Here is a 20,001-nt window from a genome sequence, read left to right as displayed (position 1 = left end):
AATCCTGGCCAGGCTGCGCCTGCCAGGCCGCTGCTTCATCGGCCGGGGATTTCTCTGCGTCACGGCTCTTTGCCGCGCAACCATGGCCTTCTGCGACACCTGCCTAGACGAGTGCCTCACGCTCAAGCCTCGCAAGCCCGTTTTCCGCCAGGCCTTTCAGCAATGCGTCGACGTCGGCCTTGCAGCGTTCGGCGTCGACATTGTAGCGAGCGAGGACGGCGCTGCGGATGTCCGCGATCGGCTTGGGTTCCTGGATCAATTCCCAGATGAAAGCGCCGACACCGTTGAGGCTGTAATAGATATTGGACTTCAGGTTGAGAAGCGCGAGGCCATCGCCGAATTCGCAAGCAACGGCGTCCTTGGTGGCCTTTACGCAATCGTGCTCGGATGGGTTCCAGTTCATCCTAAAACCTCGTTTGCAACACACGGTCTACGCGTCATCAGGTTCAATGGAAAGTCGGGGATTTTCATCCCCGGCTCCATTTCATTGTCTTCGATCCCGGAGGCCCAACGTCATTCCTCCAGAATCAGGCTGGTCTCAGGAGAACGTCAGGTCGCCAATCGGGGTGTGCGCGGGAAACGACGCGTCGATTGCCGTGCTGCCACCACCGCCTTGGGTAATGGTTTCGATTGAACCATGTACTGTCAGGTTTGGCGTTTCGTACTCATGCTTTTCAACATTCTGTTCCATTTTACTCTCCATAAGGACTGGAAACGGCCTGTCGATTGCCGTCAGCACTTTCATGCTGCATCGCAATAGCTGCACAGCAACATTTATGAGTCAAGCCTGATTTACCGGTCGTTAATCAATTATGGGTTGCGGACGTCACCCCGCGTGTAAGAAATCCACCTCTTTCGAGATGAAGCCGGGTGTGATTGCCCCTCGTCACAGGAGATTCCGTAAACCATTGATTTTGCATAAACAAGAGGAAGCCAATGCTTGGCCATTGCCATTGGACAACGCCGAAAGATACTCAACTTTCAGCTGATCCATCGAAGGCCCGGCCGAAGCGCTGCGCTAGGGTAGGAATTCGTCCATACATCTCATCCCCTTCCGCGAAGCCGGCAAACGCTATGGTTGTAAAATTTCGCACTGCGAAAGGAAAGGCTTTACGGCGCCGCCGTTTTTGACGATGCTTTGCTTAGCAGCTGCAGCATACGCTTCGCGCAAACCGCTTTTTGGAGACTGTGCGCTCAATGGCCTTGCCGGAAAGCTCCTATGAAAGACTGCGCGCCACCGACTGCGCCGACGAGATCGCTTATGTGCGGGCCTGCTTACGGTTATATTTCGCGGGGCCGGCCGCCTCGGCCGGTGAAACGTGGACGCCGGGCCTTTCCGACGCTGTCGTCACTGATATCGCTAGGTTGAACAAGGTCGGTACCTTCGTCTTGAAGGCGCTGTCGCGTACGCCGGCGCATGAGAGGCCGGCCGAACTGTTCCAGTGGCTCGAAACCTATCGCAGGAGGACGGTGTCGATGAACGCCGCCTGCCTGATGGATTCGATCGCCATTCACGAGGCGCTGCTCGACAGGCGGATTGATTTTGTGTTCCTGAAAGGGCCGTTCCAGCAGCATCTGCTTTACGACGATCATTTCATGAAACCCTCGGGCGATATCGATATTCTGGTTTCGCCTGCCGGGTTCTTGAAGGCACGCGAAGCGTTACGCTCGATCGGCTACGAAGTATCGGGCAAGTCGCGTTCGGTCTGGTGGGTCCGCTTCCTCGGCGAACAGCACATGATCCGTGGCAATGGGTCGAAATCATCCACTGTCGACCTTCATTACCGGCTTCAGCAGCCCGGCTCGCCCAGTCCGCGCGATGCCGACGGGTTCCTGCGGCGAAAGCGGCTGGTCGAGATCACCGGCGCCGAAGTCCCGTTCACGTCGGCTGCCGACACGCTGATGCTGGCCTGCATCAGCGTCGCCAAGGCACTGTTCAACCGGGAGCCTTGCGCCGGCTACGTCTGCGATATCAGGGCCAGCGCCAGCCGTCTCGGCCACGCCGATCAGCAGCGTGTGCTCGATGCGGCGGTGAGCCAGGGGCTGGAGGACACGCTGCTGCTCGGCCTGCGTTCCGCCGATGTGCTGCTCGGCGGCACCGGCACGCTTCTGTCGGAGCGGGCCAAGCCGATCCTGTCGCGCATCGGCAATGAAGACCTGCTCAACATGGTCATCGCGCCATGGCTGTCGTCGCTGCGCTGGCCGCAGCGACGCACGGTGTTGTGGGAATTGTGCGGCCGGGCTCCGGTCCGTTACCTTTCCGAGGCCGGTTGGGCGGCGTCGGCGGACATCAGCCGCCGCATCTTCGAACGGCCAGCCGGCCCGTGAAGGCGGCGAATATCGAACGCGTACAGGGCGAGGGCAGATCGGAACCTGTGCAAGAGGCAATTCCATGTCGATGACGAAATCCCAAGTCTGCGTGATCATCGCGGCCAAAAACGCGGCGCGAACGATCGCCGTCGCCATCGCGTCCGCGTTGCGCGAACCGGAAGTCGGGGAGGTCGTCGTCGTCGACGATGGCTCCACGGACAATACGGCCGAGGTCGCACGCTCCGCCGACGATGGCAGCGGCCGGCTTGCGGTGATGCGCCTCGACGTCAATCGCGGCCCTTCTTTTGCCCGCAATGCGGCGATCGCCGGTTCACGAGCCCCGTTCATCAGCATTCTGGACGCCGACGATTTCTTCCTCGAGGGCCGGTTTCGCAACCTGTTTGTCGGCGCCGATTGGGATTTCGCCGCCGACAACATCATGCTCATCAGGGATGACGCGGCTGGCGATGCAACCAAAATCGTCGCCCCGGATTTTGCCGCCGATCCGGAATTCCTCGATTTCGAAGGATTCGTGGAAGGCAACATCTCCAGGCGCCGCGTCCAAAGAGGCGAACTCGGCTTCTTGAAGCCGGTGATCAGCCGTGCCTTTCTCGACCGCCACGGGTTGCGCTACGACGAGAGCCTGCGGCTAGGCGAGGACTACGAGCTTTACGCGCGAGCGGTCGCCCACGGGGCACGGTTCAAGGTCATCCGTTCCTGCGGCTACGGCGCCATCGTCCGCGCCGATTCACTCAGCGGCCGCCACAAGACGCAGGATCTGAAGCGGCTGGCCGATGCCGATCTGGCGCTGCTGGCGATCGACAGCCTGCCGGAAGGGTCGAAAGCAGTGCTACGGCGGCACGAGCGGCATGTGCGCGACAAATACCGGCTGCGCAATTTCCTCGACGTGAAGGCCGAGCGGGGCCTGGCTTCTGCCGCGGCCTACGCCTTCGCAAGCCAATCCAACCTCGTCCCCATCGTCCAGGGCGTGGCGTCCGACAAGATCGAGGCGCTGTTTCGCAGTGTTGGCCTGGTCTCCAGGAACAAGCACGTGCCGCCGCTCCGTTTCCTGATGGCTGGAACCAGTACCGGCAAAGGACGGTAAGGCGCGGTGTTACCTGCCGACCGCGAGGCCGCCACGCAACCATTTCCATCGGATTTATGAGTTTACGAATTGGGTGGTTGCCTCGCGGCTCTGGGGATGGCAGTCTATGTTGCGGTGCAACAAATTAAACAACCAGCCGAACTGGCCCCCGATCGGACTGGTGCGAAGTCTCTCTTCGTCAGAGGAGTTGGGCGACGCGGTTACGACTTTTCAGCCCCGGTTGCGGGGATCGGCCAGTGGCCTGGCCTGAAAGCCGGTCCAGGAAGCCGGCGATGACGGGAATTTAAGTTCATGGCCTCGATATTCGGCTTCAGATCAAGGGATCCGGCCCGCGACAGGCAGACCGACGTTGCGCGCCTGGACCGGCTGGCGAAGCTGTTCGAGCAGATCGCCGCCGAGATCGAGGCGGAGAAAACCGGCTTGGAGAGCCGCTACCGCAAGGAGGCGACCAACGCGGCCTTTCTGGTCGAAGCCATGGAAAACGGCTCCGCCTCCGATCGCCGCTCGTCCGAAGTCAGCGCGTTGACGCAGTCGATCCTGAACAGCGAGCGCCGCATCGCTGCGCTGTCGCGCCAGGGCGGTAGGATGCGCGAGCTCCGTCATTCGCTGGACGTGGTCTTCGACGAGAATACGAGCACCGATCCGGCGGCGGTCGACCCCGCCAGGCAGGCGGGAGCCGGCCGAAATTGAAGGCGGCGGCGCGGGACCGTTACGGCGAAGGTGATGCAAGGCTGGACGTCGGGAGGGTGATTGAAAAGGTCAAGGTTGGCCCGTTTGGAAGCGGTTCGAACGTCGACTTTGGGTTGGGGACACAGCGCAAAGGTGAGTCACTCATGAATTCGGATCCAAAGACCATGTCCACGACAGCAATAGACGCCCCTTCAGCCCTGCATTTCTGGCGGCGGTCTGGTCTGGCGGTCGCTTTGCTGCTGGTCGCTCTTGGCAGCCTGCCGGCAACCCCGTCTCATGCGCAGGATATCCAGTCCGCGCCCTCTTTCGTCGACGATTTCAAGAATTTCGACCACGAGCGCTGGTACGTTTCAGACGGCTGGACGAACGGCAGCCATCAGAATTGCACCTGGTCGAAAGGCTTGGTCAAGCTTTCCGATGGCGTTCTTTCGCTCGGATTCGCGAAGCAGAAGACCAAGGATCGCGAGTTTGCCTGCGGCGAGATCCAGACCAAGCAGCGTTTCGGCTATGGTACCTATGAGGCGCGGATGAAGACTGACACAGGCCCTGGCCTCAACGCGGCGTTCTTCTCCTATATCGGCCCATCCGACAAGCAGCCCTGGGACGAGATCGACTTCGAGATCCTGACCAAGGACACCTCCAAGGTGCAGGTCAACGCCTATATCGCCGGCAAGGGCAAGAACGAGAAGCTGGTCGACGTGCCGGGCGGCACCGACAGTGCCTTCAACGACTATGCCTTCGTCTGGGAGAAAGATAGCCTGCGCTGGTATCTCAACGGCCAGCTGGTGAACACCATCACCGATCCCGCGAAGCTGCCCAGCCATGCGCAGAAGATCTTCTTCAGCCTTTGGGGTAGCGACACCATGAAGGGCTGGATGGGAGCGTTTGCGGACCCGGGCCGCAAGCTTTCGCTGCAGGTCGAGCGGGTCGCGTTCACCGCGCTGGGTCAGCCCTGCCAATTTCCGGAATCGCTGGTGTGTAGTGTAAAAGAGCTGGGAAAGACGAATTGAACCGGCAGGGCCGAGAAGCGGTCCGCTGCCCTGGATGGGAATGAAACCGAATGAACTTGACGGTGTTTGGAATTGGCTATGTCGGCTTGGTGCAGGCGGCGGTGCTTGCCGAGGTTGGCCACCAGGTTGTTTGCGTCGATATCGACGCAAACAAGGTGGAGCGGCTCAATCAGGGCCTCGTTCCGATCTTCGAGCCGGGTCTTGAAACCATCGTCAGGGAGAATCACGCCGCCGGCCGCATCAAGTTCACCACCGATGCGGCGGCAGCCGTCAGGCACGGCGAAATCCAGATGATCGCGGTCGGCACGCCGCCCGGCGAAGATGGTTCGGCCGACCTCAAATATGTGCTGGCGGTCGCCGAGACCATCGGCCGCGAGATGGATACCGCCAAGATCGTCGTCGGCAAGTCGACCGTGCCGGTCGGCACCTGCGAAAAGGTGAAGGCCAGGATCGCCGAGACGCTGAAGAAGCGGGGCCGCGAGGATCTGAGCTTCGACGTCGCCTCCAATCCCGAATTCCTCAAGGAGGGCTCCGCGGTCGCCGACTGCATGAAGCCCGACCGCATCATCGTCGGCACGTCGAGCGAGGACACCGAGGCCGTGATGCGCGAACTCTACGCGCCCTTCAACCGCAACCACGAGAAGATGATCGTGATGGACGTGCGCAGCGCCGAATTCACGAAATACGCCGCCAATTGCATGCTGGCGACCAAGATCAGCTTCATGAACGAGATGGCCAACCTCGCCGAGCAACTCGGCGCCGACATCGAGGAAGTGCGCCAGGGCATCGGCAGCGACCCGCGCATCGGCTATCACTTCATCTATCCGGGTCTCGGCTATGGCGGCTCGTGCTTTCCCAAGGACGTTCGTGCCCTGATCAAGACCGCCGAGGGCGTCAAGTACGACGCCAAGCTGCTGCGCGCCGTCGAGGAGCGCAACAATGACCAGAAATCCGTTCTGTTCGACAAGGTGCACCGCTATTTCAAGGGTAACCTCAAGGGCAAGACCTTCGCGCTGTGGGGCCTGGCCTTCAAGCCCAACACCGACGACATGCGCGAGGCGCCCGCGCGCGTGCTGATGGAGGCGCTCTGGAACGCCGGCGCGGCCGTGCAGGCCTATGACCCCGAGGCCATGCAGGAATGCCAGGCCATCTACGGGCTGCGCGACGACCTGCTGTTGTGTGGAACCAAGGAGGCGGCCCTGCGCGGCGCCGATGCGCTGCTGATCGCCACCGAATGGAAGAGTTTTCGCGCACCGTCCTTCGATGCGCTGAAGGATGCGCTGACCACGCCGGTCATCTTCGATGGCCGCAACCTTTACGATCCCAAGGTCGTGGCGCGCCACGGCATCGAATATCACTCGATCGGCAGAATGGCGGCATGAGATCGGGCGCGGAGAGCCGAAAGCAGGATCGGGCCAAACGCCCGGCGTAGAAGGAATTGTAGCTGATGGTGCTGGACGTAAAGCCCGAGCAAGTCACCAAAGATCATTTCGATGTTGTCGCGATCGGTTCCGGCTTCGGTTCGGCTTTCTTCCTGCATGAATTCGCCAGGCGGCGTAAGGCGCGCATCCTGGTTCTGGAGTGGGGTCGCCACAACACGCATGAATGGCAGCTTGACCAGAACGTCAACACCGACATAGACGACGAGACGACCTACAGCACCAATTCCGACAAGCCGTGGAATTACACGATCGGGCTGGGTGGCGGGACCAATTGCTGGTTCGCGCAGACGCCAAGATTCCACCCCAATGATTTCAGGCTGAAAAGCACCTACGGCGTCGGCAACGACTGGCCGATCAGCTACGACGATGTCGAGCCGTTCTATTGCGACGCCGAAGACATCATGTCGATCTCCGGCGATCCCGACATGGCGGCGATGCTGCCGCGCTCGAAGCCCTTTCCGCAGCCACCGCATCGCATGTCGACGCCGGACAGGATGATGAAGGCGGCCCAGCCCGAACAGCATTTCGTCATGCCGACGGCACGGGCGCGCGTGCCGACCGCGCAACGCAGCTCCTGCTGCGCCAATCTGCGCTGCTGGCTGTGCCCGGTCGATGCCAAGTTCACCGCCAATAACGGCCTTATGCATGTCTTCGAGCATCCCGACGTTTCGGTCTGCCTCGGCTCCGAAGTGCGGCGGCTCGACCATGTCGGCGGCACGGTCCGTTCGGTCGCCTTCGTGCATGAGGGCAGGGAATATCAGGTCAGCGGCGACCTCTTCGTTCTCGGCGCCAATGCCATCCAGAGCGCGGCGATCATGCTGCGCTCGGGCCTGGGCGATGAATTCGTCGGGCGCGGCCTGCATGAATCCTATGGCTGGAATTTCGAGGTCTATCTCGACGGCGTCGACAATTTCGACGGCAGCACCATCACCACCGGCCTGAATTTCGGCCTCTATGACGGTCCGCACCGGTCCGAGCACGCGGCGGCCCTCGTCTATTTCGAGAACCGCTGGCAGCACGGGATGCGCGCAGAGAAGGGCCGGCTGCGCCAGGCGCTGCCGCTGGTCGTGGTCACCGAGAACCTGCTCGATCACGAGAATTTCGTCACCCTCGACGAGGATGACAACGCCTTCGTCTCCTTCAAGGCGCCGTCGGACTATGCCGTCAAAGGCATGGCCCGGGCGCTGGACAAATTGCCCGGACTGCTTGCCCCGTTGCCTGTCGAACGGCTCTTCGACCGCGGCATCCGGCCAACGGAATCGCACGTCCAGGGCACATTGCGGATGGGCACCGGCCCGGCTGATTCGGTGATCGACAGCAACATGATCCATCACCGGTTGAGAAACTTGGTCGTCGTCGGCACCAGCACCTATCCAAGCTGCTCCTGCGCCAACCCGAGCCTGACCGCGGCAGCTTTGTCCCTGCGCGCGGCGAGCCGGATGGCGTGACGGGAAGGGAAGGAGGTAACCCATGATGGAAATCTCACGGCGCTCGGTCTTGGCCATCATGGCTGGTGGAGTTGCATCGACTGGCGTGGCCTTCGCGGCGGTGTCTTCGTTTTCGGACGAGGACCTGGTTCGCGTCACGCTCGAAAAATACCTCGGCGGGTTGAACATGCGCATCGAGCACCTGCAGCAGTTCGTGCTGGAGTTCCGCAACCGCAATCCGTGGCTGTTTCCCAGCGAAAAACTGGGCGACGCCGTCACTTTGCTCGAGACGGTGAAGCTCGGCCAGGCACGCAAGTTGTTGCCAAAGCGGAAGCAGCGCGACCTCCGGCATTTCGACCGCTGGGTCGTGGCCGAATTTCACATGTTGACGGACTACGCCTCGCGCAGTTCGCCTAGTGATCCCATCCGGTTCACCGGATGGCAGCCATGCACAAATCCGTTCGCGACGCTTGATCCGCCAAAGACTGCGTGAGGCTGCACTTGACGCTGCCGTTCATCGGCCGTGGGCATTGAAACGCGATAGACGAGGAGCCAGGACCATGAAAGTTCTCTTTGCAGGCGGCAATGGCTACCCACCGGAGTTCAGCGGCGGCGTCCAGTCGAGCACTCATCATCTGGCCGAGCAGTTGATCGAGCATGGGCATGAGGCCGCGGTGCTCGCCGCGCTGTTTGGCGATGGTGTCTTCGGCTTCAAGGCGCGTGCCAAGATGAAGCTTTTGCGCCAGCCGGCGGTCGTCGACAGTTTTCCCGGCTACCCAGTGATTCGGGCGTGGTTTCCGTGGGAGGCGGCGGCCTTCGCCGTCAACAGGGTCAAGCCGGATGTGGCGGTGGTTCAGTGTCACAAGTCGGTTCCACTCGGCAAGGCGTTGCAGGCCGGGGGCGTGCCGCTGGTCGTCTACCTCCGCAACGTCGAGTTTCACGAGCTTGGGGGCGACCTGCGCGACCTGCATTCGGCGCTTTATATCGCCAATTCCGAATTCACCGCGCGTACCTACGCCAGGGAGTTCGGCATCGAGGCGGCGGTGATCCCTCCGACCATCAATCCGGCCCACTACAGCACGCCGACTTCAGGCCAGTTCGTCACCCTGATCAACCCTTATGAGGAAAAGGGCTTCGAGCTTGCGGTGCGGATCGCCGCCGCGTGCCCCGAAATCCCGTTCCTGTTCGTCGAAAGCTGGAAGCTGGCGGACGATCACCGGGCACGCATCGAACAGACGATCACGCCGCTCGGCAATGTCACGCTGGAGAACCGCACCAGTGACATGAAGACGGTCTATGGCCGCACCCGGATCCTGCTGGCGCCCAGCAAATGGGAGGAGGCCTGGGGGCGGGTTGCCTCGGAAGCCCATTGCAGCGGCATTCCGGTCGTCGGTTCGCGCCGCGGTGGCTTGCCGGAAGCGGTCGGCCCTGGCGGCACGGTGCTCGACTATGATGCCCCGCTCGCCGAATGGGTCGCGGCCGTCAGGCTCTTGTGGAACGACAACAAGGAATATCAGCGGGTCTCGGCCCTCGCGCGCGGCTTCGCCGGCCGGCCGGAACTCGACCCCGACCGTCAGTTCGTCACCTTCTTCTCGATACTGGACAGAGCGGTGCAGCAGCGCGCACGCCAGGCCGCGTAGCCAAGCAGCGACCCGATCGGTTCTGCATCAGGCTGGGCGCTTGACCCTGTTCTTCAGCGTTTCATAGCCGCGTGCACCGAGCAGGGCGCGGGCAATGGTCTTGGCGGCGCTCTTGCGGCCCTCCTGCGAGTTGACCTGGCGCAGCCTCGCCGGCAGGTTTCGCGCGGCCTGGCCAAGTGCTGGCAGCGACAGCGCATCGGGAAAACTGACCATATGCGTTTCGACGCACAGGACCGGTTTCCCCGACAGTTTGGCAATCCTCAGCGCCTGGGCATGTTCGCTTTCGATGAACAGGATGGCGTCGGATTTGCGATAGAAATCGGCCTTGAAACTGCCATGCGCGCCAAGCCGCTGGCGCTCCGCCTTGCTCGGCAGATCGAGCATGATCAGCTTGTCGTACTTGATCTCGTGCTTGGCCAGCCACGCCTCCGTCAACGCACGGTATTTCTCGAGCCGGCTGGTGACCAGCCAGCCGATCTTGTGGGTCACGGCATGAAGCGGCCGCGCCTCGCTGAGGAATTTTTCATAGGCCGGCCCGTCGTCGTTCTCGGCCTCGGTCGGATCGAGACACAGCACCCCGTCAATGTCGACACAGCATTGCGCCAGGAATTTGTGATGCATGAAGTTCCACTGGAACATGCGCGGATGCGGCACGACCTCGAACACCAGATCGGTCTCCTGGTGCTCCGGCTCCAGGCCGAAGACGGCGGCAAAGGTGTAGTCAGCCTCGATACCGGCGCCCTTGATGCGGGCACGGGCGTCGCGCATGGCATTGCCGCCGGCGACGCTGTCGTCGATCACCAGCACCTTGCGCATGTCCGAGACCTTGCGGTCAAGGGCCGCGCGGCGCTTGGTGATGCCTGACGTGTAGACCCTGCCTTCGAGGAAGGAGTCCAGGTCGGTCATCGGAATGTTGGCGGCAAGACTGACCAGCGTCGCCGCCAGCACACCGCTTCTGGGAACGCCGACCACCAGGTCGATATCGCGTGGCAGCCGGTGAAGGTTGCTCACGATGGCGTCGTTCATGTCGGAGATCGATCGGTAGTGCATGGATCAGGCCTGATGCTTGGGTGGGATATGGAATAGACGACAAAGGCGCCGAAATTATTGCGCCTCGCGCGGCGTCGCCGCCGGCGCCCTTGCCGGCAGCATTTTCAAGGCCTCCCGCAAGGCTTCGCGGCCGACGGCGAAGGCCAGCGCGACGACGATGGTGATCGTGTAGGCCAGGATGGCGCCGCTTGCCAGGGCGACGACATGCTGCTGCGGCAGCATCGGCTTGACCAGCCAGACCGCCCCAAGCGCCAGATGCGCGCCAAGTACGAACGGCGTTGCCGTGCGCAGCACATGGGTGGCTCGCAGCGGTCCGCTCTTGCCGACATAGAGCCATAGGAAGGGCGTGCGCAGATACTCGCTGACCGCATAGGCGACCGCCACGCCGAGCGCGCCGTAGGGCAGGCCGAGCGCGAAGGCAAGCACCGAGGTCGCCGCCGTGATGATGCCCCAGCGCATGAAGTCGCCGGAGCGGCCCTGGCTGACGAAAAGCCAACCAGCCGGATTGTTGAGCGGCTGCAGCAGGCCGGCAAAGCCGAGCGCCAGGAAGATCGAGGCGCTGGCGCGCCACTGCTCGCCGAGCACGAAGGGGATCAGCACATCCGACATCGCGGTGGCGAAGGCGACGCCGGGCAGCGCCACCAGAAGGATCAGCGGCATGACGCGCAAATAGGCGCTGCGATAGCGGTCCGGCTCGTCCTTCAGCCGCGACAGCGCCGGCACCATCACCTTCGACAGCGGATTGGTGATCTGGCTGAGCGGGAACAGGAGCAGCTTGTAGGCGCGGTCGTAGAGCCCGAGCTGGGCCTCGCCCCAGTATTTGCCGATCAACACGTTGTCGAGATTGCGGGCGAAGAAATTGGCGAAATTGAAACCGGTGATCCCGGCACCGAAATTGATCAGCTCGCTGATCCCGGCGACCTTGCGCGGCATGCCTGGGCGCCAGCGCGAGCTGGCCCAGTAGCACAGCGTCGGCAGCACCGCGCCGGTTAGCGTGCCGGCAAACAGCGCCCAGTAGGAACGGTCGATGAAAGTCCAGGCGATCGAGACGGCCAGCCCCGCGACGGCCCCGGCGACGTCGATGATTGCCAGGCGGCCGAACTGCATGCGACGGGTCAGCAGCGCCAGATGCTGGGCTCCCAGGCCATAAGCCAGGATCTGCAATCCCAGTGCCGCCACCAGACCGGCGACGCGCGGCTCGCCATAGAAGGCTGCGACCAGGGGTGCCGCGCCCGCGAGCACGCAGGCGAGGACCGCGCTGACGGCGACATTGATCCAGAAGAGGTAGTTCACCTCCTCATGCCGGATGCCCGATTTCTGGATGGTCGCCTGGGTCAGGCCGAAATCCTGGAACAGGGCGATGAAGGCGAGCACAGGCGCGCACATGGCCACGACGCCGAAATCCTGCGGCGACAGGAGTCGCGACAGCACGATGACGGAAATGATCTGCGTGGCGACCCGCACCGATTGCGCCATTGCGGTCACGACGGCACCGCGGCCGACCGATTTGCGCAGGGAGCCTTCCGGCGGATCGAATGGATTGGCTTCCAAATTCAGGATTCCTGATCTTTGCGCGGATTCCGGGGCCCCGAAATCCACAACCGCCGCCGACCACAAACTACGGCAATAATTTTGCAGTGCAACAGAAAACGTGGAACGGTGCGCCAAAAATGTTGCGATGCAGCAAGAGCTGTACTAGGCTTCCCCTGGGTGGGTCAAACAGCGGTCGAGTTTTCATGCTGCATGTCTTGTACCTGGTACATGATGTTTCCGACCCGGCGGTTCGCCGGCGGATCACGATGCTCAGGACAGGTGGCGCCCGGGTTACCCTGGCGGGCTTCCGCCGCGCCGCCACTCCGATTGCCGACATCGAAGGCTTGCGGCCAATCGACCTTGGCGCGACGCGCGACGGGCGATTCGCCCAGCGCCTGGCGGCGGTGGCAAAAACAGCGGTTTCGATAGGTTCGAAGCTCAGGGACGTGCCGAAGCCCGACATCATCATCGCGCGTAACCTGGAGATGCTGGCGCTGGCCCGCCGCGCCCGGTCGGCTTTCGGCGCCGCTGTCCCGATCGTCTACGAATGTCTCGACATTCACCGCCTGGTGCTTCGCGACGATGTCCTGGGCAAGGCGCTGCGCGCCACCGAGCGTCATCTGGCGCGGGATGTGCGGCTGCTGGTGACCAGTTCGCCCGCCTTCATCGCCAACTATTTCAAGCCTTTCCGCCAGGTCGCGGCGCCGGTGGAACTGGTCGAGAACAAATATTTCGAGGCGGCGGCGATTCTGCCCGCCGAGCGCGAGGCGGTGGAAGGACCTCTCGCTCCGCCGTGGCGGATCGGCTGGTTCGGGGCGCTCCGGTGCCGCCGCTCGCTCGAACTGCTGGCCGGTTTCACGCGTCACATGGAAGGCCGGTTCGAAATCGTGCTGCGCGGCCGCCCGGCACTTTCCGAGTTCCCGGATTTCCATGCCTTCGTCGATGCCGAACCTTACATGTCGTTTCGCGGGCCGTACCGCAACCCGGAGGACATGGCGGCGATCTATCACGACGTCCATTTCTCCTGGGCGATCGATTTCTTCGAGGAGGGACAGAACTCCGAATGGCTGCTGCCCAACCGCCTTTATGAAGGCTGCCGCTTCGGCGCGGTGCCGATCTCGATGGACAACACCGAGACCGGACGGTTCCTGCGGCAGCGCGAGATCGGCGTTTTGCTGCCGCAGGCCACGCCCGAAGCGCTCGAAACCGCGCTTGGCGGGATGGAACAGTACCGCTTCGGCAGGCTGAAGGCGCGCGTGCTGGCCCACAATCCGAGGATGTGGAGCTACGATCGCAGCGACTGCGGCGCCCTGGTCGAAAAACTGCGCGGCCTGACCACTGTGCGCGGGCCGCTCGCGACCGAGGCCCTGGCATAGGATGGACATCGCCCGATGACGCAAGCGCTTGCCTCCACCCTGATCGTGATCCCGTGTCTCGACGAGGCGACTCATATCGGTGCGCTGCTCGACCAGCTTTGCCCGGCGGCGGAACGGCTTGGCGCGCGGATCGTCGTTGCCGATGGCGGCAGCACCGACGGCACGCTGGCCATTGTCGGCGAGCGCCAGAGGAACGACCCTCGCATCATCCTGCTTCACAACGAAAAGCGCATCCAGAGCGCCGCGATCAACCTGGCGGTGGCCAAATTCGGCGAGGGTGCGCACTATCTGATCCGCATCGACGCCCATGGCGGCTATCCCGACGACTATTGCGACCGACTGGTCGAGGAGGCGTTGGCGACCGGCGCGGATTCGGTCGTGGTGTCGATGCTGACCAGCGGCAGCGGCACGGTGCAGAAAGCGGCGGCGGCGGCGCAGAACTCCAAGCTCGGCACCGGCGGCTCCAAGCATCGCCATCTCTCCGCCGGGGAGTGGGTCGACCACGGCCATCACGCACTGATGCGGATATCGGCCTTCCAGGCCGTCGGCGGCTATGACGAGACGTTCAGTCACAATGAGGATGCGGAACTCGACTATCGGCTGAGGCGGGCAGGCTACAGGATCTGGATGAGCGGCAGGACGCAGATGGTCTATTATCCGCGGACCTCGCTGCGCGGCCTTTATGTCCAGTATCTCGGCTATGGCCGCGGCCGCGCCAAGAATGTGCTGAAACATCGTGTGATCCCGAAGGTCAGGCAGATGGTGCCGCTGGCGGTCTTCCCGGTGGTTCTGCTGGCGGCCTTCTCCTTCCTGCACTGGATCGCGGCGCTGCCTCTGGTGCTGTGGGTGGCGGTGTGCCTAGGCTACGGCCTGGTGGCGGCCATCAGCCAGCGCAATGCCGATATCGCGCTTGCCGGCGTCTCGGCGATGGTCATGCATTTCGGCTGGTCCGTCGGCTTCTGGCTGCAGCTTCTCGGCCTCGGCACGCGGCGGAGGGCGGCGTGATGGCGGTTGAGGTCAAGCATCGCAGCATCGACATCGGCGTGTGCACATTCCGGCGGCCGGAACTGGCCGACACGCTGCGCTCGCTCGCCGCCCTGGCCATGCCTGACGGCTTCGAGATCGGCGTCATCGTCGCCGACAATGACGACACGCCGAGCGCCAGGGACCTGGTGACGGTGCTGTCGCAGGAATTGAAGTTGCCGGTCCGCTACCGGCATTGCCCGGCCCGCAACATCTCGATCGCTCGCAACGCTTGTCTCGAGGCCAGCGAGGCCGATTTCCTGGCCTTCATCGACGACGATGAGACCGCTACGGCCCACTGGCTCGCCGAACTGGTGGCAACGGCCGACAAAAGCGGCGCCGCCGCGGTTCTCGGCCCGGTGCGCGCGCTCTATCGTCCGGATGCGCCGGAATGGATGCGCCGCGGCGATTTCCATTCCACCTTGCCGGTCCGCGTGCACGGCGAAATCCGCACCGGCTACACCTGCAACGTCCTGCTGCGCATGGCATCCGACAGCTTGCGCGGCCGCCGCTTCAGCCTGGCGCGCGGCCAGACCGGCGGCGAGGACACCGAATTCTTCGACCAGATGCACAAGGCAGGCGGCCGGATCGCCTTTGCGCCGGAGGCATGGGTGGACGAGGCGGTGCCGAGGGCCAGGGCCGCATTCGACTGGCTCAGCCGCCGCCGCTTCCGGGTTGGCCAGACTCACGGCCATCTCCTGGGCCGCGGCGCCAGCGGCATCGCGCGAGTAAAGCAGGCCGGCCTTGCCGCGGCAAAGGCCGCTTTTTGCTTCGCCGCAGCACTTCCGGTTGCAGCCAGTCCGGTACGCAGGAACCGCAGTGTCTTGCGCGGCATCATGCATGTCGGCGTTGTCAGCGGTCTTGTCGGTGTCCGCGAACTGCGCCTCTATGGCCAGCCTTCACCAGGGGAAGGAGGCAAGCGTGCAGCCTGACATTTCCTCCGTGCCCGATGTTTCCTTTGTGATCGCCGCCTACAATGCCGAGGCAACCCTTGATAGGGCGGTCGCCAGCGCCATCGCCCAGAAGGGCGTCAGCCTCGAGATCATCGTCGTCGACGACAAGTCGCGTGATGCCACGCTCGATGTGGCGAGGGCCTATCCCGAGCATGTCGTGCGTGTCGTGGCGCTGGAAAAGAACAGGGGCCCCGGAGGGGCCAGGAATGCCGGGCTCGACGCCGCCCGCGGCAGGTGGATAGCGGTTCTCGATGCCGACGACGCCGTCTTGCCCGGACGCGTCGCCGCCATGATCGGCCGCGCCGAAAAGGCGGGCGCCGAGATCGCCGTCGACAATCTCCAGGTCGTCCGTGAGGACGGCGTGGTCGAGGACGCGATGTTCCCGCGCCGGTATCTGGAAGGCCTGCGCGAGATTTCGCTGGCGACCTACATCGCCGGCAACATCGTCTTCGAATCGAAGTTCAATCTCGGCTATCTCAAGCCGATCTTCCTGCGCCGGTTCCTTGACGAAAACCGGCTTCGCTATGACGAGAAGCTGAGGATCGGCGAGGACTACATCCTGTTTGCCGAAGCCCTGGCCATGGGCGGCAGATGCGTGGTGGAGCCTGAAATCGGCTATGCCTATCATATCCGCAGCGGCTCCATCTCGCGCGTGCTCGAGCCTCATCACGTCGAGGCGATGCGCAAGGCCGACGAGATTTTCGCTCAAACCCATTCGATGGACGTGGCCGCGCAGGCGGCATTCGCCCGGCGCGGCCGCAGCCTGCGCAAGGCGGCCTCGTTCCTGGCGATGGTCCAGCACATCAAGGCGCGGTCCCCGCTCAAGGCGATCCGGACGGCGCTCAGCGACCCGGCGGCGGTCAGGCATATGGGCATGCCGATCGCCGTGCGGTTGCGAAGAGTAGCGGCACAGTTTGCCGTCGGGGCGGGGAGGTGAAGATGCAGGCACATGGAGGGATTTTTCGTGGCCTGTGAATGGACTGTAGTCGATCTCCTCAGAAGGAATTTGCGATGAAGAAAATCAGGAAGGCCGTGATACCGGTGGCGGGGCTTGGAACACGGTTCCTACCGGCGACCAAGTCGATGCCGAAGGAAATGCTTCCCGTCGTCGACAGGCCCGTCGTGCAATATGCGGTGGACGAGGCCTTCGAGGCCGGCATCGAGCACATCGTCTTCGTCACCGGCCGCAACAAGGCGGTCATAGAGGACTATTTCGACCTGCATCCGGAATTGATCGGAACCCTGGAGCAAACTGGCAAGAAGACTCAGCTGGAGACGCTCGAAAGCATGCTGCCGGTGGCCGGCGCCACCTCCTTCATCCGCCAGCAGTCGCCGCAAGGCCTCGGCCATGCCGTCTGGTGCGCCCGCGAGGTCATCGGCAACGAGCCCTTTGCCCTGCTTTTGCCTGACATGGTCTCCTTCGGCGGGCGCGGATGCCTGGCCGAGATCACCGACCTCTATGCACAGACCGGCGGCAACGTCATCGCCGTCGAGCGTTGCGATCCCACCGAGACCAACAAATATGGCATTGTCGGCCGTGGCGCCGACATTGGCGGCGGTTTCGAGGTGACGGCCATGATCGAAAAGCCGGCGCCGGCCAACGCACCGTCGAATTTCTACATCAATGGCCGTTATATCCTGCAGCCCGAGATATTCCAGCTTCTGGGCAACCAGCAGCGCGGCGCCGGCAACGAGATCCAGCTGACCGACGCCATGGTTCGCCTGTCGCAGGAGCAGCCATTCTTTGCCCAGCCTTTCAAGGGGCGCATGTTCGACTGCGGGTCCAAGGAAGGGTTCATCCAGGCCAATATCGCCTTCGCGCTGGCGCGCGACGACATGAAGGGTCCGGTTTTCGAGATGCTCCGGGAGTTCGTCCGGACGCATGAACGCCAGGAAGAAGCCGCATAATGCCCATCTTTCGGGAGTATTGTCGGGTGGCTGACGGCGGAGGCGCCGGCCGGCTCCGCGCTGTCCGGCACCAAGCGTGTGTCGCGCCTGCCAATGCTCCCGATCTCTCCGGGGCCTGCGAGCGAGACAAGCCAGAATTGGACCGAAGATGAACTATGCCAATTTTCCTCTCGACAAGAGGATGCCATTGCCGAATTCGGAAGCAGGAGACGGCGACGACTTCATCGACATCGAGCGGCTGCTTGGCATGGCCGCACGGCAGGCCAAGGTGGTTGGCGTGTGCGCCATCATCGGCCTTTTCCTGGGCATGCTCTATCTGCAGACCACGCCGCCAAAATTCGTGTCGGTTTCCAGCGTGTTGATCGATGAAGGTCTGAACAAGATCGTCGACGACATCTCGGCGGCATCGACGACGATGCAGACCGATTCCGCGATTCTGAGCCAGATCGAGATCCTGACCTCGACGCGGCTTGCCGCCGTGGTCGTCGACAAGCTCAAGCTCGACCAGAACGACACGTTCATGAACCCGCCCCAGTCGGCCCTTGCCCAGGGCGTTGGCCTGGTCCGCGGTCTGATCCAGTATGTTCGTCCGAGCAGCCCGGTCATGCCGGGTGTCGGCGACATCACCAAGCTCGACCCCGCCGCGCGCGATGCGCTGATCGCCACGTCGCGCCGCGACTACGCCATCCTCAAGCTGCAGAACGAGATCAGGGCGGATCGCGTCGGGCGAAGCTACGTTATCGCGCTTGGCTACCAGGCGACGGATCCGGCATTGGCGAAGGCCATCACCAAGGCCTATGCAGACGCTTATCTCGCCGACCAGCTCGACGCCAGCTTCGACGCCACCGAGCGCGCGGCGGTCTGGCTGCAGGGCCGGTTGACGGAGCTGCGCGAGAGCTCGCAGCAGGCATCCCTGGCGGTCGAGAAATTCAGGGCCGAACACGGCCTGTCCGCCAACAGCGACGGCCAGCTGATGAGCGACAAGCAGCTCGCCGACCTGAACGCCCAGCTCATCGTCGCGCAGGCCGACACCGCGCGTGCCAGCGCCCGTTACCAGCAATACAAGTCGATCGTCGACAGCGGCTCGGACAACGCTTTCAAGGATGCCGCCATATCCAGCGACCAGCCAGCCAGCTCGGTCATTGCGGCGTTGAAGACCCGCTACCTCACGGTCGCCAAACGGCAGCAGGATGTCGAGGCGAATTTCGGCCCGCAGCATCCGCAGGCGGTGGCGCTCGCCAAGGAGAAGGCCGATATCTCGACGCAAATCTTCGGCGAACTGAAGCAGCTCACCGAAAGCTACCGCAACGAGTATGAGGTGGCGTTGGCGCGCGAGACCGCGCTCAGGGCCAATGTCGCCGCCGCGCAGGGCAAGAGTTCGATCGACAACCAGTCGCAGGTCCAATTGCGTGATCTCGATCAGAAGGCGACGGCACTCTCCACGCTCTACCAGACGTTCCTCGGACGCTACGAGGAAGCCGCGCAGCAGCAATCCTTCCCGGTCGGCAAGATCCGCATCATCTCGGATGCGTCGACGCCGCTTGCCGCCTCGAGCCCGCGCACCGTCATCGTGCTCGGCCTTTCGCTGGTGCTCGGGGTTCTGATGGGCGCCGGCTTCGGCGGCCTCAACGAGTTCAACGAGCGGTTCTTCAGGACCGGCGAGGAGGTCCGCGACCGCGTCGGCCTCAAATTCCTCGGTTACCTGCCGACCATCGGCAGCAAACCGAGCAAGGAAGACAAGCCAGCCGAACCCGATCTCAAGGTCGCCAGATCGCCGGCCGCCATCGAAAGGCGCGCACGGATGCGGGTGAGCATCGACGCTCCGGCATCAATGTTCTCCGAAACGCTGCGCAGCGCCAAGATCGCCTTCGATGTGGTGATGGAAGGGCAAGGCAGCCGCGTCATCGGCGTGATCTCGGTCCTGCCCGGCGAAGGCAAGTCGACGGTCGCGGCCAATCTCGCCGGGCTGCTCGCCGCCAATGGCTCCAGGACGCTGCTCATCGACGGCGATCTGCGCAATCCGGGCCTTAGCCGCAGCCTCGGCATGGAAGCCGAGCAAGGCTTGATGGAAGCGGTGGTGAGCGGCCAGACCTGGCAGTCCGTCGGCAAGATCGACAGGCAGACCAAGCTGGCGATCATCCCGGCTGTGCTGCGCGGGCATTTCTCGCACACCAGCGAGCTTCTCTCCTCGGCCGGCATGCGGCGTTTCATCGAGAACGCCAAGGAGACCTTCGAATACATCGTCGTCGATCTGCCGCCGCTTGGCCCGGTGGTCGACGCCAAGGCCTTCGCGCCGCTGGTCGACGGCTTCGTGCTCGTCACCGAATGGGGCCGCACGCCGCGCGCCATGGTGCGTTCGATGCTGGAATCCGAACCCTATGTCGCCAACAAGATCGTCGGCGCGGTGCTGAACAAGGTCGATCTGAAGAAGCTCGCCAAATACGGGTCGTTCGGCGCGTCGGAGAAATTCTTCGACAAGTACTCGAGCTATTATCTCGACAAGTCGGAAGTGCGTTCGAAGGCGGCGGTCTGAG

At 63.1% G+C, this 20,001-nt stretch carries 18 protein-coding genes; 14 read left to right on the top strand and 4 right to left on the bottom strand.

Going from position 1 to position 20,001, the window contains the following annotated elements; translation table 11 throughout:
• Positions 1–103 precede the first annotated feature (103 nt).
• A complete protein-coding gene (locus LB516_RS02840) occupies positions 104–403 on the bottom strand; it encodes a PqqD family protein (RefSeq protein ID WP_224718877.1) in 300 nt (99 codons plus the stop codon).
• A gap of 135 nt (positions 404–538) precedes the next feature.
• Positions 539–691, bottom strand: coding sequence for a lasso peptide (locus LB516_RS02835; RefSeq protein WP_015314225.1), 153 nt, complete (start codon positions 689–691; stop codon positions 539–541).
• 506 nt (positions 692–1,197) lie between these two features.
• On the opposite strand from LB516_RS02835, the gene LB516_RS02830 reads away from it, so the two are divergent.
• The 8 genes from LB516_RS02830 (at position 1,198) to LB516_RS02795 (ending at position 9,624) form a co-directional block, all read left to right on the top strand.
• Positions 1,198–2,328, top strand: a complete 1,131-nt coding sequence (locus LB516_RS02830; protein ID WP_140614938.1) for a nucleotidyltransferase family protein — start codon at positions 1,198–1,200, stop codon at positions 2,326–2,328.
• Between the two features lie 64 nt (positions 2,329–2,392).
• On the top strand, positions 2,393–3,415 hold the full coding sequence (locus tag LB516_RS02825) for a glycosyltransferase family 2 protein (RefSeq protein ID WP_015314223.1): 1,023 nt from the start codon (positions 2,393–2,395) through the stop codon (positions 3,413–3,415).
• 291 nt (positions 3,416–3,706) lie between these two features.
• The gene (locus LB516_RS02820; RefSeq protein ID WP_140660027.1) at positions 3,707–4,105 is read left to right on the top strand and encodes a hypothetical protein; all 399 of its coding nucleotides are present in this window, start codon (positions 3,707–3,709) and stop codon (positions 4,103–4,105) included.
• A 143-nt stretch (positions 4,106–4,248) separates the two neighbouring features.
• Positions 4,249–5,115, top strand: a complete 867-nt coding sequence (locus LB516_RS02815) for a family 16 glycosylhydrolase (RefSeq protein ID WP_224718932.1) — start codon at positions 4,249–4,251, stop codon at positions 5,113–5,115.
• A 50-nt stretch (positions 5,116–5,165) separates the two neighbouring features.
• Positions 5,166–6,497 carry a UDP-glucose dehydrogenase family protein gene (locus LB516_RS02810; protein WP_224718876.1) on the top strand — a complete coding sequence of 444 codons (1,332 nt, stop codon included), beginning with the start codon at positions 5,166–5,168 and terminating at the stop codon, positions 6,495–6,497.
• Positions 6,498–6,562: 65 nt separating this feature from the next.
• Entirely contained in the window at positions 6,563–8,005 is a 1,443-nt protein-coding gene (locus tag LB516_RS02805; protein ID WP_224718875.1) for a GMC oxidoreductase, read from the top strand.
• A 22-nt stretch (positions 8,006–8,027) separates the two neighbouring features.
• A complete protein-coding gene (locus LB516_RS02800) occupies positions 8,028–8,477 on the top strand; it encodes a hypothetical protein (protein WP_224584332.1) in 450 nt (149 codons plus the stop codon).
• Between the two features lie 67 nt (positions 8,478–8,544).
• Positions 8,545–9,624 carry a glycosyltransferase gene (locus LB516_RS02795; protein WP_224718874.1) on the top strand — a complete coding sequence of 360 codons (1,080 nt, stop codon included), beginning with the start codon at positions 8,545–8,547 and terminating at the stop codon, positions 9,622–9,624.
• 27 nt (positions 9,625–9,651) lie between these two features.
• Here LB516_RS02795 and LB516_RS02790 read toward each other — a convergent pair whose 3' ends face one another.
• A complete protein-coding gene (locus LB516_RS02790) occupies positions 9,652–10,674 on the bottom strand; it encodes a phosphoribosyltransferase family protein (protein WP_318011803.1) in 1,023 nt (340 codons plus the stop codon).
• Positions 10,675–10,728: 54 nt separating this feature from the next.
• The gene (locus tag LB516_RS02785; RefSeq protein ID WP_224718872.1) at positions 10,729–12,225 is read right to left on the bottom strand and encodes a lipopolysaccharide biosynthesis protein; all 1,497 of its coding nucleotides are present in this window, start codon (positions 12,223–12,225) and stop codon (positions 10,729–10,731) included.
• Between the two features lie 185 nt (positions 12,226–12,410).
• Between LB516_RS02785 and LB516_RS02780 the strand changes: the two genes are divergently transcribed.
• The 6 genes from LB516_RS02780 to LB516_RS02755 all read left to right on the top strand — a co-directional run bounded on the left by LB516_RS02780 (position 12,411) and on the right by LB516_RS02755 (position 20,000).
• The gene (locus tag LB516_RS02780; protein ID WP_224718871.1) at positions 12,411–13,583 is read left to right on the top strand and encodes a glycosyl transferase family 1; all 1,173 of its coding nucleotides are present in this window, start codon (positions 12,411–12,413) and stop codon (positions 13,581–13,583) included.
• 15 nt (positions 13,584–13,598) lie between these two features.
• A complete protein-coding gene (locus LB516_RS02775) occupies positions 13,599–14,588 on the top strand; it encodes a glycosyltransferase family 2 protein (protein WP_140791613.1) in 990 nt (329 codons plus the stop codon).
• Positions 14,588–15,538, top strand: a complete 951-nt coding sequence (locus LB516_RS02770) for a glycosyltransferase (protein ID WP_140614930.1) — start codon at positions 14,588–14,590, stop codon at positions 15,536–15,538. The genes LB516_RS02775 and LB516_RS02770 overlap by 1 nt, the downstream gene beginning before the upstream one ends.
• A complete protein-coding gene (locus LB516_RS02765) occupies positions 15,528–16,496 on the top strand; it encodes a glycosyltransferase family 2 protein (RefSeq protein ID WP_140614929.1) in 969 nt (322 codons plus the stop codon). Before LB516_RS02770 ends, LB516_RS02765 begins: the two co-directional genes overlap by 11 nt.
• Before the next feature lie 74 nt (positions 16,497–16,570).
• A complete protein-coding gene (locus LB516_RS02760) occupies positions 16,571–17,467 on the top strand; it encodes a UTP--glucose-1-phosphate uridylyltransferase (RefSeq protein ID WP_140821594.1) in 897 nt (298 codons plus the stop codon).
• A 148-nt stretch (positions 17,468–17,615) separates the two neighbouring features.
• The gene (locus LB516_RS02755; RefSeq protein ID WP_015314209.1) at positions 17,616–20,000 is read left to right on the top strand and encodes a polysaccharide biosynthesis tyrosine autokinase; all 2,385 of its coding nucleotides are present in this window, start codon (positions 17,616–17,618) and stop codon (positions 19,998–20,000) included.
• Position 20,001 lies beyond the last annotated feature (1 nt).

The organism is Mesorhizobium sp. CO1-1-7 (assembly GCF_020164885.1).
In the GTDB taxonomy this organism is placed as follows: Bacteria; Pseudomonadota; Alphaproteobacteria; order Rhizobiales; family Rhizobiaceae; genus Mesorhizobium; species Mesorhizobium australicum.
This window is presented reverse-complemented; position numbering and strand designations above follow the sequence as displayed.